The sequence below is a fragment of the Azorhizobium doebereinerae UFLA1-100 genome (assembly GCF_000473085.1).
In the GTDB taxonomy this organism is placed as follows: Bacteria; Pseudomonadota; Alphaproteobacteria; order Rhizobiales; family Xanthobacteraceae; genus Azorhizobium; species Azorhizobium doebereinerae.
Window position 1 is genome coordinate 1 of the sequence record NZ_AXBA01000028.1, and the last position, 13,168, is coordinate 13,168.

11 protein-coding genes are annotated in these 13,168 nt (G+C 70.6%); 4 read left to right on the plus strand and 7 right to left on the minus strand.

Annotated elements, in window-relative coordinates:
* Both YU1_RS30130 and YU1_RS30135 read right to left on the minus strand, forming a co-directional pair.
* Positions 1–199: transposase (locus YU1_RS30130; protein WP_035713249.1), on the minus strand; the 199-nt coding region annotated here is incomplete at its 3' end.
* A 138-nt stretch (positions 200–337) separates the two neighbouring features.
* Entirely contained in the window at positions 338–973 is a 636-nt protein-coding gene (locus YU1_RS30135) for a histidine phosphatase family protein (protein ID WP_035715900.1), read from the minus strand.
* Positions 974–1,250: 277 nt separating this feature from the next.
* Between YU1_RS30135 and YU1_RS0118695 the strand changes: the two genes are divergently transcribed.
* Entirely contained in the window at positions 1,251–2,786 is a 1,536-nt protein-coding gene (locus YU1_RS0118695; protein WP_029005387.1) for an OpgD/OpgG family glucan biosynthesis protein, read from the plus strand.
* Positions 2,774–4,942 (plus strand): glucans biosynthesis glucosyltransferase MdoH, encoded by a 2,169-nt coding sequence (gene mdoH, locus YU1_RS0118700; protein ID WP_035715901.1) that lies wholly within the window; start codon positions 2,774–2,776, stop codon positions 4,940–4,942. The genes YU1_RS0118695 and mdoH overlap by 13 nt, the downstream gene beginning before the upstream one ends.
* Before the next feature lie 9 nt (positions 4,943–4,951).
* On the opposite strand, the gene YU1_RS0118705 is transcribed toward mdoH, so the two are convergent.
* A complete protein-coding gene (locus YU1_RS0118705) occupies positions 4,952–5,335 on the minus strand; it encodes a hypothetical protein (protein ID WP_029005389.1) in 384 nt (127 codons plus the stop codon).
* A 70-nt stretch (positions 5,336–5,405) separates the two neighbouring features.
* Positions 5,406–6,527, minus strand: a complete 1,122-nt coding sequence (locus YU1_RS0118710) for a sensor histidine kinase (RefSeq protein WP_029005390.1) — start codon at positions 6,525–6,527, stop codon at positions 5,406–5,408.
* A 200-nt stretch (positions 6,528–6,727) separates the two neighbouring features.
* Here YU1_RS0118710 and YU1_RS0118715 point away from each other — a divergent pair, with 200 nt between their 5' ends.
* Entirely contained in the window at positions 6,728–8,434 is a 1,707-nt protein-coding gene (locus tag YU1_RS0118715; protein WP_029005391.1) for an IlvD/Edd family dehydratase, read from the plus strand.
* A 440-nt stretch (positions 8,435–8,874) separates the two neighbouring features.
* Positions 8,875–10,158, plus strand: a complete 1,284-nt coding sequence (locus tag YU1_RS0118725) for a sulfotransferase family 2 domain-containing protein (RefSeq protein ID WP_029005392.1) — start codon at positions 8,875–8,877, stop codon at positions 10,156–10,158.
* A gap of 12 nt (positions 10,159–10,170) precedes the next feature.
* Here YU1_RS0118725 and YU1_RS0118730 read toward each other — a convergent pair whose 3' ends face one another.
* From YU1_RS0118730 to YU1_RS0118740, 3 genes are all read right to left on the minus strand, one after another.
* Positions 10,171–11,250: a DSD1 family PLP-dependent enzyme gene (locus tag YU1_RS0118730; protein ID WP_035715912.1), complete on the minus strand. Its 1,080-nt coding sequence runs from the start codon at positions 11,248–11,250 to the stop codon at positions 10,171–10,173.
* 131 nt (positions 11,251–11,381) lie between these two features.
* Positions 11,382–12,110 carry an SDR family oxidoreductase gene (locus YU1_RS0118735; RefSeq protein WP_029005394.1) on the minus strand — a complete coding sequence of 243 codons (729 nt, stop codon included), beginning with the start codon at positions 12,108–12,110 and terminating at the stop codon, positions 11,382–11,384.
* A 67-nt stretch (positions 12,111–12,177) separates the two neighbouring features.
* The gene (locus YU1_RS0118740; protein WP_029005395.1) at positions 12,178–13,116 is read right to left on the minus strand and encodes a dihydrodipicolinate synthase family protein; all 939 of its coding nucleotides are present in this window, start codon (positions 13,114–13,116) and stop codon (positions 12,178–12,180) included.
* Positions 13,117–13,168: the final 52 nt, after the last annotated feature.

Here is a 13,168-nt window from a genome sequence, read left to right on the forward strand (position 1 = left end):
GGAAGACGGTGTTCCATTCTCCAAACAGCTCCGGCAGATCGCGCCAAGGCGAGCCGGTGCGCACGATCCACAGCACCGCCTCGATGAACATACGATTGTCCCGGCCCGAAGAGCCGCGCGTCCGCTCGTCGCCGATGATGTGCGGCGCTATCCGCGCCCACTGCTCATCCCCAAGCACCAGTCGATCAAGAACACCCATCGCTGCCTCATCAAAGGCAGCTTTGAATCACAGATCATTCAGCCCGGGAACCCCAAGAGTCCACACTACCTAGAGCACGTTTCGTTCAAATAGCATCGCCATTTGAACGGTAAAGCGTTCTCTCTCGCCCACTAGGAGTCAGGCCGGCGGCGCCGGCGGCAGGTGCTCCGTGTGGCCGGTGTCGTTGAGCCGCAGCAGCTTCGCCGGCCCCGTTCCAGCCCATTCCAGCACGGTGAGGTTGCAGGGGTCCTGGCCGATGTTCCAATAGGCGGACAGCGGCAGGTCGAGCAGGTGGATCAGCAGCACGCGGTTGAAGCTGTCGTGCCCCACCAGCACCACGGTCTGCCCCTCGTGCGCCTCGGCCACGTGGCGCATCAGGTCGGCGGCGCGCACCGCCACGTCCTGGAGCGATTCGCCGCCGGGAAAGCGCACCCGGTGCGGCGCCGCCCGCCATTGGGCATAGCGCGCGCCATGCTCGGCCTGCGCGGCTTCGTGGGTCTTCCAGGTCCAGTCGCCATAATGGATGTCGGCGAGGGCGGGATGGGCCTGCGCCGCGCAGCCGGCGGCGGCGGCGATCTTCGCCCCGGTGGCGACGCAGCGGCCGAGCGGGCTGGTGTAGATGGCCGACGGCTGCCAGCGCCCGGCGATGCGCGCCGCAACCGCCTCCGCCTGCGCCATGCCGGTGGGCGAAAGCTCAAGTTCGATCTGCCCCCGGAAACGCTCCGGCGCGATGCCCGGCACATGGCCGTGGCGGGTAAGGACGAGCGTGGTCACATGCGGTCTCCCGGCTGAGGCGCCGGCAAGCTAGAGCAGGTTCCGTTCAAATGGCACCGTCCTGTGGCGGCAATGCCGGCGGGCCCGTTGCGCGATAGCCGCCGGCGCCCCCCCGCGCTCGCATGGGCTGCCACGCCGCGGCCACGCCGAATGCCCGGGGTGGCCACGTTTGCGCCCAGCTTTCCTCCCGTTCGGGAACCTAAGCTCGGCCGCAGAAGTTGGGGCTCGGAGCTTCGCACATGCAGCGCGGCCCGCCCGTCACACAGCCGGAGGAACCATGGATCGCCGCCAGATGCTCAAGGGCGCCGCCACAGTGCCGTTTCTGTCCGTCCTCGGCGGGACGGGCTGGCAGGGGCTGGTCAGCCAGGCACAGGCGCAGGATCCGCAGGGCACGCCGTTCAGCCCCTCCACCGTGCGCCAGCTCGCCCGCGACCTGGCGCAGAAGCCCTACCAGGCGCCCGATACCAAGCTGCCGGCGGAGCTGGACAAGCTCAGCTACGACGACTACCGCAACATCCGCTTCAAGCCGGAAAAGTCGCTCTGGCGCGGCGACAACCTGCCGTTCGAGATGCAGCTCCTGCATCGCGGATTCCTGTTCCGCGACCGGGTGGACATCGCTCTCGTGGCCGACGGCAAGGCCCGCGCCCTGCCCTATGCGCAGGACTATTTCCGCTTCGACAACAAGCTGCCCGCCCCCGATCCCAAGCTCGACCTCGGCTTCTCCGGCTTCCGCCTGCACGCGCCCATGAACAGGCCGGACTATTTCGACGAGGTGGCGGTGTTCCAGGGCGCCAGCTATTTCCGCGCCGTGGCGAAGGGCCAGATCTACGGCTCCTCGGCCCGTGGCCTCTCCATCAAGACCGGCGATCCCGGCGGCGAGGAATTCCCGGTCTTCAAGGCGTTCTGGGTCGAGGTGCCGCGCCCCCAGGCGGATTCCTGCGTCGTCCACGCGCTGCTCGACAGCCCGAGCGCCGCCGCCGCCTTCCGCTTCACCATCCGTCCCGGAACGGCCACCGACATGGCGGTGGAGATGACCCTCTATCCGCGCACCGACGTCGCCCAGTCGGGCCTCGCCACGCTGACCTCCATGTTCTTCTTCGCCCCCAACGACCGCAACGGCGTGGACGACTTCCGCCCCGCGGTGCGCGATGCGGAGGGGCTGGCGCTCATCAACGGCGCCGGCGAGCGCATCTGGCGGCCGCTCACCAATCCGCAGCGGCTGGAATTCTCCGTCTTCATGGACACCAACACGCGCGGCTTCGGCCTGATGCAGCGCCAGCGCTCCTTCTTCGACTATCAGGACCTGGAGGCGCGCTACGAGCGCCGCCCCAGCGTCTGGGTGGAGCCCATCGGCGACTGGGGCGAGGGCGCCGTGCATCTCATCGAGATCCCCACCAAGGAGGAGATCCACGACAATATCGTCGCCTTCTGGCGGCCGAAGGAGCCGCTGAAGAAGGGCGGCGAATACAGCTATGTCTACCGCCTGCATTGGGGCTGGGACGGGCCGGATGCCGCCAAGCTCGGCCGCTTCGCCGCCACCCGCGCCGGCGCCGGCGCCTCGGGGCGGCAGTTCGTGCTCGACATCGTCGGCGAGAGCCTCGCCTCCATCCCCATGGAGGCGGTGCGGGCGGACGTCAGCGCCTCGGGCGGCGAGGTGCGCAACGTGGTGCTGGAACCCAATCCGGACATCAAGGGCTGGCGCCTCGCCTTCACGCTCGACCCGAAGAACACCAGCCCCGTGGAACTGCGCGCCGTGGTGATGCGCGACCAGGAGCGGGTGTCCGAGACCTGGGTCTACCGATGGACGTCCTGACCGGGCGCGCCGCGGGCACCGCCGCCATGGCCCCTCCCCCGGCACCGCTCATGCCGCCGGAGGCGCCGCTCGCCATGCCGGTGCAGGACCTGGCCCGCTGGACCCGTCCGGCGCGCCAGCCCTCCACCCGCCCCGCCGGCCTCTGGCTGCGCCGCCTCCTCGTCATGGGCGGGGCGGCGGGCATGACCATGGTCGCCGCCTGGCAGATGTATCTGGTACTCTCGGTGGGCGGGCTCACCCTGCTGGAAGCCGTGGTGCTGGCGCTCTTCGTCGTGCTGTTCGCCTGGATCTCGTTTTCCTGCACCAGCGCCGTCGGCGGCGCGATCGCGATGATCGGCCACGGCCGGCCGCTGGGCATCGATCCCCACGCTCCGCTGCCGCCGGTGACGCACCGGGTGGCGCTGCTCATGCCCACCTATAACGAGGCGCCCGAGCGCGTGCTGGCCGGGCTCCAGGCGACCTACGAATCGCTCCAGGAGACCGGCGCCGGGGCATGGTTCGACGTCTTCATCCTGTCCGACACCACGGACCCGGACGCCTGGGTGGCCGAGGAGGCCGGCGTGCTGGCGCTGCGCGCGCGGCTGCGGGCGGAGTATCCCGGGGCAGAGCGCATCTTCTATCGCCGCCGGCCGAAGAATATCGACCGCAAGGCGGGCAATATCGGCGAATGGGTCACGCGCTTCGGCGGCGCCTATGAGAGCATGATCGTGCTCGACGCCGACAGCGTCATGACCGGGGACGCCATCGTGCGCCTCGCCGCCGCCATGGAGGCGCACCCGGACGTGGGGCTGATCCAGACCCTGCCGATCATCGTCGGCGGGCGCACCCTGTTCGCCCGTGCGCAGCAGTTCGCCGGCCGCCTCTACGGCCCGCTGCTGGCGCAGGGGTTGGCGTGGTGGCACGGGGCGGACAGCAATTACTGGGGCCACAACGCCATCATCCGCGTCGCCGCCTTCGCCAGCGAGGCGGGCCTGCCGCACCTGAAGGGGCGCACGCCGTTCGGCGGGCACATCCTCAGCCACGACTTCATCGAAGCGGCGCTGATCCGGCGCGGCGGCTGGGGCGTGCACATGGTGCCCGGCCTGGAGGGCAGCTACGAGGAGGGCCCGCCCTCGCTCACCGACCTCGCCATCCGCGACCGGCGCTGGTGCCAGGGCAATCTCCAGCATGCGGCGGTGCTGCCCGCGCGCGGCCTCGCCTTCGCCAGCCGGGTGCACCTGCTCACCGGCATCGGCTCCTACATCACCTCGCCGCTGTGGCTGGTGCTGCTGCTGGTGGGCCTCGCCATCTCGGTGCAGGCGCGCTTCATCCCGCCGGACTATTTCCCCTCCGGCGCGACGCTGTTTCCGAGCTGGCCGGCGCAGGACCCGGTGCGCGCGGCCTGGGTGTTCGCCGGCACCATGGCGGTGCTGCTGCTGCCGAAGTTCATCGCCTATGCGCTGCTGCTGTTCAGCGCCCGGCGGCGCGGCTTCGGCGGCGGGCTCGCGGCCTTCGCCGGGCTTGTGGTGGAGACGCTGATCTCCGGCCTTGCCGCCCCCATCCTCATGGTCGTGCAGTCCGGTGGGGTGGCGGGCATTCTCCTGGGCCGCGACGCCGGCTGGCAGCCGCAGCGGCGCGACGACGGCTCGGTGCCGTTCACGGACACGCTGCGCCGCTACGCCACCGAGACCCTCCTCGGCCTCGTGCTGGCGGTGACTGCGTGGCTGATCGCGGTGGAGCTGTTCTACTGGATGCTGCCGGTCATCCTCGGCCTGGTGCTGGCGGTGCCCATCGCCGCCGGCACGGCGCGGCGCGGCTGGGGCGCCGCCTTCGCCCGGCTCGGCCTGCTGCGCACGCCGGAGGAGAGGGACCCGCCCGCCGTGCTGCAACGCGCCCGCGCGCTGTCGGAGCAGCTCGCCGCCACCGGCCCGGTGCCGGAAGCGGTCGGCCGGCTGGCCGCCGACCCGGCGCTGCTCGCCGCCCACCGCGCGATGCTGCCATCCGGCGGCCTGCGCCCCAAGGGCGACGTCGGCGTGGAGCGGCTGGTGGGACTGGCCAAGGTGGAGGATGCGGAGACGCTGGCCGAGGCGCTGGCCGGTCTCACCGCGCGGGAGAAGGCCGCCGTGCTGGGCGATGCCACGGGGCTCGACCGGCTGCTGGCGCTGGCGCGGGCCTGAGCGCCGGGCTCAGACCTCCGCCTCGGCGTGGGTGCCGAGGTCTTTGCGCTCCGAGCCCTTCTTCTGATAGGCGATGAAGGCGTCCTTGGCGCGGCGGAACTCGGCCGCCAGCGCCGCCTCGGCGCGGCCTTGCGCGCCCGGCTTGGCATTGCCGCGCCGCATCTCGAAGGCGATGACATAGTCGCGATAGACCCGGATGGGGGCATCGCACAGGCCGACCGCGACCACGCCGAAATCCTCCAGCGGCACCTTCTGCTCGCCGAGCTTCATCACGCTGTCGTCGAAGCAGCGGCGCAGGCCGTCCTGCTCCTTGCCGGCATAGGGCTGCTGCTGCGCCCCGGCCGGCGCCGCCAGCGCCAGCACGAACAGAAGGGTCAGAGCCGAACGGCGCATTACAGCATCCTCTGGAATGATATTGGGCCGGACCGGCCGTTGGATGTACGGCGGCAGCCGCGCAAAGCTATCACGAACGCGCCTCAAGCGTCGCATCCGCGGCCTCGGGCGTCGCATCCGCCCGGGCGAAGAACATGGTGACCCGCACGCCCGCGCCGGGACGGGAGTCCACCGTGACCGAGGCATTGGCGTTGTCGCGCAGGGAATTGACGATCAGCGCGCCCAGCTTGCCGGTGCGCGGCCACGCGGCGCCCTCGGGCAGGCCGATGCCGTCGTCCGCCACCACCACCCGGCAGCCGTGCGCGTCCACCAGGCTGTGCAGCGTGATGGTGCCGCCCTCGCGGCCGATGAAGGCGTGCTTCAGGGCGTTGGTGAGCAGCTCGTTGACCGCAAGGCCGGTGGGCATGGCCACGTTGATCGAGACCGGCCAGGTATCCACCTTCATGTCGAGCCGGATGCCCTCCACCGCATGGGCGCCCATCACCGCCGAGGCGATCTGGCTGAGGTAGACGCCAAGATCGATGACCTGCCCCTTCTCTTCGTCGGAGAGCGAGCGGTAGAGCAGCGCCAGCGCCTCCACTCGTCCGGCGAGGCGGTCGAACCGCTCGCTCGCCGCCTCGTCGGAGAGGTTGCGCGATTCCAGGCGGATCAGCGCGGTGATCATCTGCAGGTTGTTCTTGACCCGGTGCTGCAACTCCTTGAGCAGCGTGTCCTGGTCGCGGATCCGCGTGCGCAGGCTCTGCTCCTCGGCGCCGGAGCGGCCGGTCTCCACCAAAGCGACGAGGCGGAACAGCGGCGCGCCGCCGTCGTCCTCGATCACGTTCGACCAGGCGTCGACGCGCAGCTCGGCGCCGTCGCGGGGCAGCACGAAGGCGCCGATGAAATCCTCGTCGCGGGCGATGGCCGCGCCGAGCGCGCGATCCGCATCCTCCGCCGCATGGCCGGGCAGGTCGGCCCAGCCGCGGCCGATCACGGCGGCGGCGGCCTGCCCGGTCAGGCGCTCGAATTCCAGATTGGCATAGATGATCCGCTCGCCCGCGGGCGGATCCGGCAGGTTCAATTCCGCAACCGCGATGGCCACCGGCACCTGGTCCAGGAACTGCTTGAACCGGCGGTCCTCCAGCGCGTCCGCCAGATCGTCGGCATCAAGCAGATGCTCGACGGGAGTGCCACTGTCCTTCTCCGCTGTCATGCTACAGTCAAGACCTCGCTTCCCGCGCTCGATAGTAACAGTCGCGGCTTTTCTGCGAAACGCCTTTTTACCACTCGCCAAGGTTGGTACTATACTGCGCGCCGCCGCCGCAAGCTTTGCCACGGCGACCCCGCGCCCACGTTGACATTCCCGCCACCGCCCCGAATGGTCGCAGCAAAGACGGCACCAGGGAGACGGGCATGGCCAAGGGATTGCGCAAGGGGCTGACGAGCTATGGCGACGCGGGCTTCTCGCTGTTCCTGCGCAAGGCCTTCATCAAGGCCATGGGCTATTCCGACGACGCGCTGGAGCGGCCGATCGTCGGCATCACCAACACCTATTCCGACTTCAACCCCTGCCACGGCAACGTGCCGGCGCTGATCGAAGCGGCCAAGCGCGGGGTGATGCTGGCCGGCGCCATGCCCATGGTGTTCCCCACCATCTCCATCCACGAGAGCTTCGCCCACCCCACCTCCATGTATCTGCGCAACCTCATGGCCATGGACACGGAGGAGATGCTCCGCGCCCAGCCCATGGACGCGGCCATCGTCATCGGCGGCTGCGACAAGACGCTGCCGGCGCAGATCATGGCGGCGGCGAGCGTGGACCTGCCCACCGTGGTCCTCCCGGTCGGCCCCATGGTGGTGGGCCATCACAAGGGCGAGGTGCTGGGCGCCTGCACCGACTGCCGGCGGCTGTGGGCGGCGCACCGCGCCGGCACCATGGACGAACAGGAGATCGCCGCGGTCAACGCCCGCCTCGCCCCCTCGGTGGGCACCTGCATGGTCATGGGCACGGCCAGCACCATGGCCGCCGTGATCGAGGCCATGGGCCTCGCGCTGCCCATGAGCGCCACCATCCCCGCGCCGCATGCGGAGCGCATCCGCCTCGCCGAGGCCAGCGGCGCGCTGGCCGCCCGGATGGCGGCGAGCGGCGCGCCGCGCCCCAGCGACCTCATCACCGCGCGGTCGCTGCGCAATGCGGCGGTGGTGCTCCAGGCCATCGGCGGCTCCACCAACGGCGTCATCCACCTTGCCGCCATCGCCGGCCGGCTCGGCCTGCCGTTCGACCTCGGCATGCTGGACGCGCTGGGCCGCGAGGTGCCGGTGCTGGTGGACCTGAAGCCTTCCGGCGCCCACTACATGGAGCATTTCCACCATGCCGGCGGCGTGCCCCGGCTGCTGGCCCGGCTCGGCGACCTGATCGACCTCGACACCCCGACCGTCTCCGGCGCGAGCCTGCGCGAGATCGCCGCGAGCGCCGAGGACGTGCCCGGACAGGACGTGATCCGCCCGCGCGGAAACCCGATCAAGCCGCAGGGCTCCATGGCCGTGCTCCACGGCAACCTCGCCCCCGGCGGGGCCATCATCAAGCAGGCCGCCGCCTCCCCCGCCCTCACCCAGCACACCGGCCGGGCGGTGGTGTTCGAGAATGTGGAGGACATGGCGCGGCGCATCGACGATCCCGCGCTCGATGTGGCCGCCGACGACGTGCTGGTGCTGCGCAACACCGGCCCCCGTGGCGCACCGGGCATGCCGGAGGCGGGCTATCTGCCGATACCGTTGAAGCTGGCCCGCGCCGGGGTGAAGGACATGGTGCGCGTCTCCGACGCGCGCATGAGCGGCACCGCCTTCGGCACCATCGTCCTGCACATCACGCCGGAGGCCGCCGTGGGCGGGCCGCTGGCGCTGGTGGAAACCGGCGACGCCATCCGGCTCGACCTCGCCGGCCGGCGTATTGATCTGCTGATCGACGAGGCCGAGCTGGCCCGGCGCGCCGCCGCGCTGGCCGCCCGGCCGCAAGCCACCGCCCCGGCGCGGGGCTACGCGCGCCTGTTCGACGCCGCCGTGCTCCAGGCCGACCTCGGCTGCGACTTCGACTTCCTGGTGCCGCCGCCCCGGGACTGACCGTCGCGGCAGAGCATCCGCCCACCGGACGCAAGCTCTCCCGCCGCGCACGGCGGTGTACTTTGATACCTTCTTTGCATGCTATTTAGATGGCTATTGACAGCCGGCCGGGTTCCGCCAGTTTAAGGACCGGGATCGGCACGCCGTTTATTTCTTCGCACTGCAAAAATGATGAAATTGAAGGTCAATACACCGGCGCGCAGCGCTTCGGACGGGGATTCGAATCGCGACTGTGCAGTCCTGCGCGGCTCCGAGGGCCCCGGCCTCACCTTCCACGCCAAGCCGCGCCCGCACGCCTTGCCGGAAGACGCTGACCTCGCCGCCCCGCCGCGAGAGCGATTGACACGCCACCGCGATTTCTCCGGGCACGAGACCTTTCGCAACATCATGCGCATCCCCGGCGCGAAGCCGGCCGCCGGCGGCCTGCGCGAGGCCAGGCGATGAAGAACCGACGTCCGCACCGCCGGCCCCGGCTGGTCGACGCGCTGAACCCGTTCCCCGAAGCGGAAGGGCACGCCGGCGTCGCCCCCGCCGGCGGACAGCCGGACCCGATCCGGGCCGGGCTGCCGCGCATCGTCTTCCTGCACGTTCCGAAGACCGCCGGCACCACCATCGACCAGATCATGCGGTCCTATTATCCGGCCGATGACGTCTGCCCGGAGCGCCTGGACGGCATCAGGTTCTGGCCGCCGGAGCAGCTCGGAAGATTCCGTTTCTTCTCCATGCACGACAGCTACCAGAACCTGTCGCGCATCCCGCCGCCGTGGCGGATGATGACGGTGCTGCGCGAGCCGATCGACCGCCTGCTGTCGCACTATCTCTACTGGCGCTCCTACAGCAATGCCGTGATCGACCGGCAGAACATCCACATCCTGCGCCTCGCCAAGCTGCACGACCTGAAGAGCTTCCTGAAGCTCCCGGTTCCGGCGCTCTTCAACGAGATCGACAATCTCACCACCCGCTTCCTGAGCGACAAGGTCTTCAATTCCAGGGGCGAGCTCTGGCGCGACGAGCATGAGATGCTGGAAGCCGCGCTCGAAAACCTGGACAGGATCGACTTCTGCGGCATCTACGAGCACTTGCCGGAGAGCATCGACCTCGCCTGCCGCCTGTTCGACGTCGCGCCGCCGCGCGAGATCGCTTGGACCAACAACACGCGGGAGAATTTCACGCTCGATCCGCAGAGCTTCGTGCCGGTGGAGGCCGTCGAGATCGACGACGAGACCGAGGAACTGCTGGTCCTGCGCACGCGGCTGGACACCATCGTCTACGAGGCGGCCAGGGCGCGTTTCCTGGCCCAGGTCGGGCCCCGGCCGCGCGTGTTCGATCGCCTGCATCACGCGGCCGGCCGCAAGGTCGTCCACTATGCCCGCACCAGCGTGCATGGCGAGCCCGGCACGCCCGGCTTCCTGATGTTCGGCCCCTATGCGCGGCTGCGCGCCGGCCGCTACCGCGCGCAGTTCCAGATTGGAATGGCCGCCATGGACGGCGCGCCCGCGCCGGATACGCCGGTGGCGCGGATCGACGTCTGCGCGGAAGGCGGCGCGCGCCTTCTTGCCGAGCGCGTGCTCACCTTCGGCGACATGGCGCAGGGGGACTATGAGCGGATCGACCTGCCCTTCGTCCTGCCCCGCACCGCCACGGACCTGGAGTTCCGGGTGTTCCACACCGGCCTCGGCCCGCTGGCGGTGGAGAGCAAGGTGCGGCTCGAACAGGAGACCTGAGGCTCGGACGCCTCAGGCCATCATGCCCCGGGCGGTGACCGGCCACAGGCATTCCACCCGGCCGCCCCGCACGCCCACATACCAGTCGTAGCGGTCCACCGTCGGGTCGCAATGGCCGGGGATGAGGCGCAGCTTCTCGCCCAGCGCCGGCAGCGCGCCGTCGCGGGCCTCGATGACGCCGTGCTCGTCGGAGGCGCCCACATAGGCGAGGTCCGGCCGCCCGAACACCACCGGGAAGCCGCTGTCGATGGGCGCCGCCTTGTGGCCGGCGTCCACCACCGCGCGGCCGGAGCCCGCCGGCGCGCTCATCACCTGGGCCAGCACGAACAGGGAATGGCGGAACGGCGGCGGCTCGATGTTGCGGGCATAGTCCGCATCCATGAAGATGTAGGAGCCGGCCTGGATCTCGGTCCACAGCCCGCTGCCGGCCTCGAAGGCGAAGGTGCCGGTGCCGCCGCCGCCGACGATGGGGCAGTCGAGATGGTGGGCGCGCAGGTGCTCCAGCGTGCGCTCGACGCAGGCGCCGGCAAAGGCGATGGCGGCGCGCCGCTCCTCCGGCTGGCGCTTGTGCTGGGCGCTGCCGAAATAGGCCTGCAGGCCGCCGAAGGCGAGATGCTTGGAGGCGGCGATGCGCGCCGCCAGCTCCGCCGCCGGGGCGCCGGGCTCCAGGCCGCAGCGCCGGGCGCCCACCTCGATCTCCACCAAAACGGAGAGCCGGATGCCGGCCGCCGCGGCCGCGGCCTCCAGCACGGGCACCATGGCCGGATCGTCGGCGCAGACCTGCACGCGGGCGATGGGCGAGAGCGCCGCTAGACGCGCCAGCTTGCGCGGCGAGACCACCTCGTTGCTGACCAGGATGTCGTCGATGCCCGCATGGGCGAGGGCTTCCGCCTCGCCCACCTTCTGCACGCACTGGCCGACCGCGCCGCGCGCCATCTGCAGCCGCGCGATCACCGCGCTCTTGTGGGTCTTGGCATGGGCGCGCAGCTTCGCCCCGGTGGGCGCAAGGCGCGCCGCCATGGTGTCGAGATTGGCCTCGAAGGCGTCAAGGTCGAGGATCAGGGCCGGGGTATCGACCTCGTCCTCGCGCATGCCGGGTTCGGCGGGGGGCGGCTGCAGCACAGTGTTCTCCTGGTCTGGCGGCTTGGGGGCGCTTCAGGTCCGCCGCGCGGACGCCCCTCGTGAGGTCCTGTGGAAAGCTCCGGCGCGGATGCCCCCCGGGATCAGGCCACGCCGCCGTTGGCGCGCAGGATCTGGCCGTTCACCCACCCGCCGTCGGGGCCGAGCAGGAAGGCCACCACGCCGGCGATGTCCTCGGGCACGGCGAGGCGCTCCAGCGGCGACGCCTTGGCGAGGCGATCCACGAGCTCCTGGGTCTTGCCCTCGAAGAACAGGTCGGTGGCGGTGGCGCCGGGGGCGACCGCATTCACCGTGATGTTGCGGCCGCGCATCTCGTTGGCCAGCACGCGGGTGAACAGGTCCACGGCGGCCTTGGAGGCGGCGTAGGGGCCGTAATTAGGCATGGCGGTGGCCACCACCGTGGTGGAGATGGAGACGATGCGCCCGCCGTCCGGCAGCCGGTTGGCGGCGGCGCGCAGCACATTGAAGGCGCCGGTGACGTTGATGGCCATGAGCGCGGCGAAGTCGGCGTCGGTGCACGCGGCCATCGGCACCATCTTCAGCACGCCGGCGCTGTTGACCACGGCGGTGACCGGGCCGAGCGCCTGCTCGGCCTCGCTGAACATCCGCTCCACATCGGAGGACTGGGCGACATCCGCCCGGAGCGCGACGGCGCGGCCGCCGGCGGCGGTGATCTCGTCCACCACCTCGGCGGCTTTCCCCGCCTGCCCGGCGTAACCCACGCCGATGGCGAAGCCGTCGCGGGCGAGGCGCAGGGCGATGGCGCGGCCGATGCCCCGCGAGGCGCCGGTGACGAGGGCGGTTCGGGTCATCTGGTGTCTCCGGAACGGGGCTGGAAGCAAAGGCGCCGCGCAGGGACCGCGCGGCGCTGTGTCTGGTTCAGGCGGCCTGGGGCAGCGCCCGCGCGTCGATCCGGGCGAGGCGGGCCAGCAGATAGTCCACCTCCGCCCGCGCGGTGGCGGTGAGCGCGGCGCCGGGCTTGCGCTGCACGTCGGAAGCGATGAAGCCGCGCTTCATCAGCACGTACTTGCGCGTGGCCAGGCCCACGCCCTGCTGCTGCTCGTAGCGCAGCAGCGGCAGGTGGGCGTCGAACAGGTCATGGGCGGCGTCGCGCTTGCCGGCCTTCTGCAGCTTCACCACGTCGGCCAGCATCTCGGGGAAGGCGTAGCCGGTCATGGCGCCGTCGGCGCCGCGCTCCATCTCGAAGTCGAGGAACATGCCGCCGTTGCCGGTGAGGATGGAGATCGGCCGCATGGTGCCGTCCTTCTGGAAGCCGCGCAGCGTGCTGATCTTCTCCAGGCCCGGCCAGTCCTCGTGCTTCAGCATCACGCAGGAGGGGTGTTCCTCGACGATCTGGCGGATGACCTTGGGGGTCATCTGCACCGAGAGGGTGAGCGGGTAGTCCTGGATGACGAAGGGGATGTCGGTGCCGATGGCCTCGATGGCCTGGCGGTAATAGGTGAGGATCTGGTCGTCGGTGCGCAGGCTCGGGACGGGGGCGATCATCACCCCGGCGGCGCCCTTGTCCATGGCGGCGCGGGCGAGCCAGCGCATGGCGGCGAAGCCCGGCGCGGAGACGCCGACGATGACCGGCAGGCCGGCCATGCCCTTCACGAAGCGGCCGGCGATATTGAGGCTCTCGTCCGGCTCCAGCTTCGGCGCCTCGCCCATGATGCCGAGCACGGTGACGCCGGTGGCGCCGGCTGCCACATAACGTTCCATCAATGTGTCAATGGAGGCCTCGTCGATGCGGCCATCGGGGTGGAAGGGCGTGGGGGCAATGGGAAAAAGCCCGCTGGCATCCGATGTGAGGCGCATGTGGGAAACTCCGTGTCGAAACGCGCTGCGTGTGGGTCGGGGACGGTTCGCC

What these genes read in the sequence shown, in the direction of transcription:
- YU1_RS0118695 (WP_029005387.1), top strand. Translation starts at nt 1,251, where the DNA reads ATGGATCGCCGCCAGATGCTCAAGGGCGCCGCCACAGTGCCGTTTCTG.
- mdoH (WP_035715901.1), top strand. Translation starts at nt 2,774, where the DNA reads ATGGACGTCCTGACCGGGCGCGCCGCGGGCACCGCCGCCATGGCCCCT.
- YU1_RS0118705 (WP_029005389.1), bottom strand. Translation starts at nt 5,335, where the DNA reads ATGCGCCGTTCGGCTCTGACCCTTCTGTTCGTGCTGGCGCTGGCGGCG.
- YU1_RS0118710 (WP_029005390.1), bottom strand. Translation starts at nt 6,527, where the DNA reads ATGACAGCGGAGAAGGACAGTGGCACTCCCGTCGAGCATCTGCTTGAT.
- YU1_RS0118715 (WP_029005391.1), top strand. Translation starts at nt 6,728, where the DNA reads ATGGCCAAGGGATTGCGCAAGGGGCTGACGAGCTATGGCGACGCGGGC.
- YU1_RS0118725 (WP_029005392.1), top strand. Translation starts at nt 8,875, where the DNA reads ATGAAGAACCGACGTCCGCACCGCCGGCCCCGGCTGGTCGACGCGCTG.
- YU1_RS0118730 (WP_035715912.1), bottom strand. Translation starts at nt 11,250, where the DNA reads ATGCGCGAGGACGAGGTCGATACCCCGGCCCTGATCCTCGACCTTGAC.
- YU1_RS0118735 (WP_029005394.1), bottom strand. Translation starts at nt 12,110, where the DNA reads ATGACCCGAACCGCCCTCGTCACCGGCGCCTCGCGGGGCATCGGCCGC.
- YU1_RS0118740 (WP_029005395.1), bottom strand. Translation starts at nt 13,116, where the DNA reads ATGCGCCTCACATCGGATGCCAGCGGGCTTTTTCCCATTGCCCCCACG.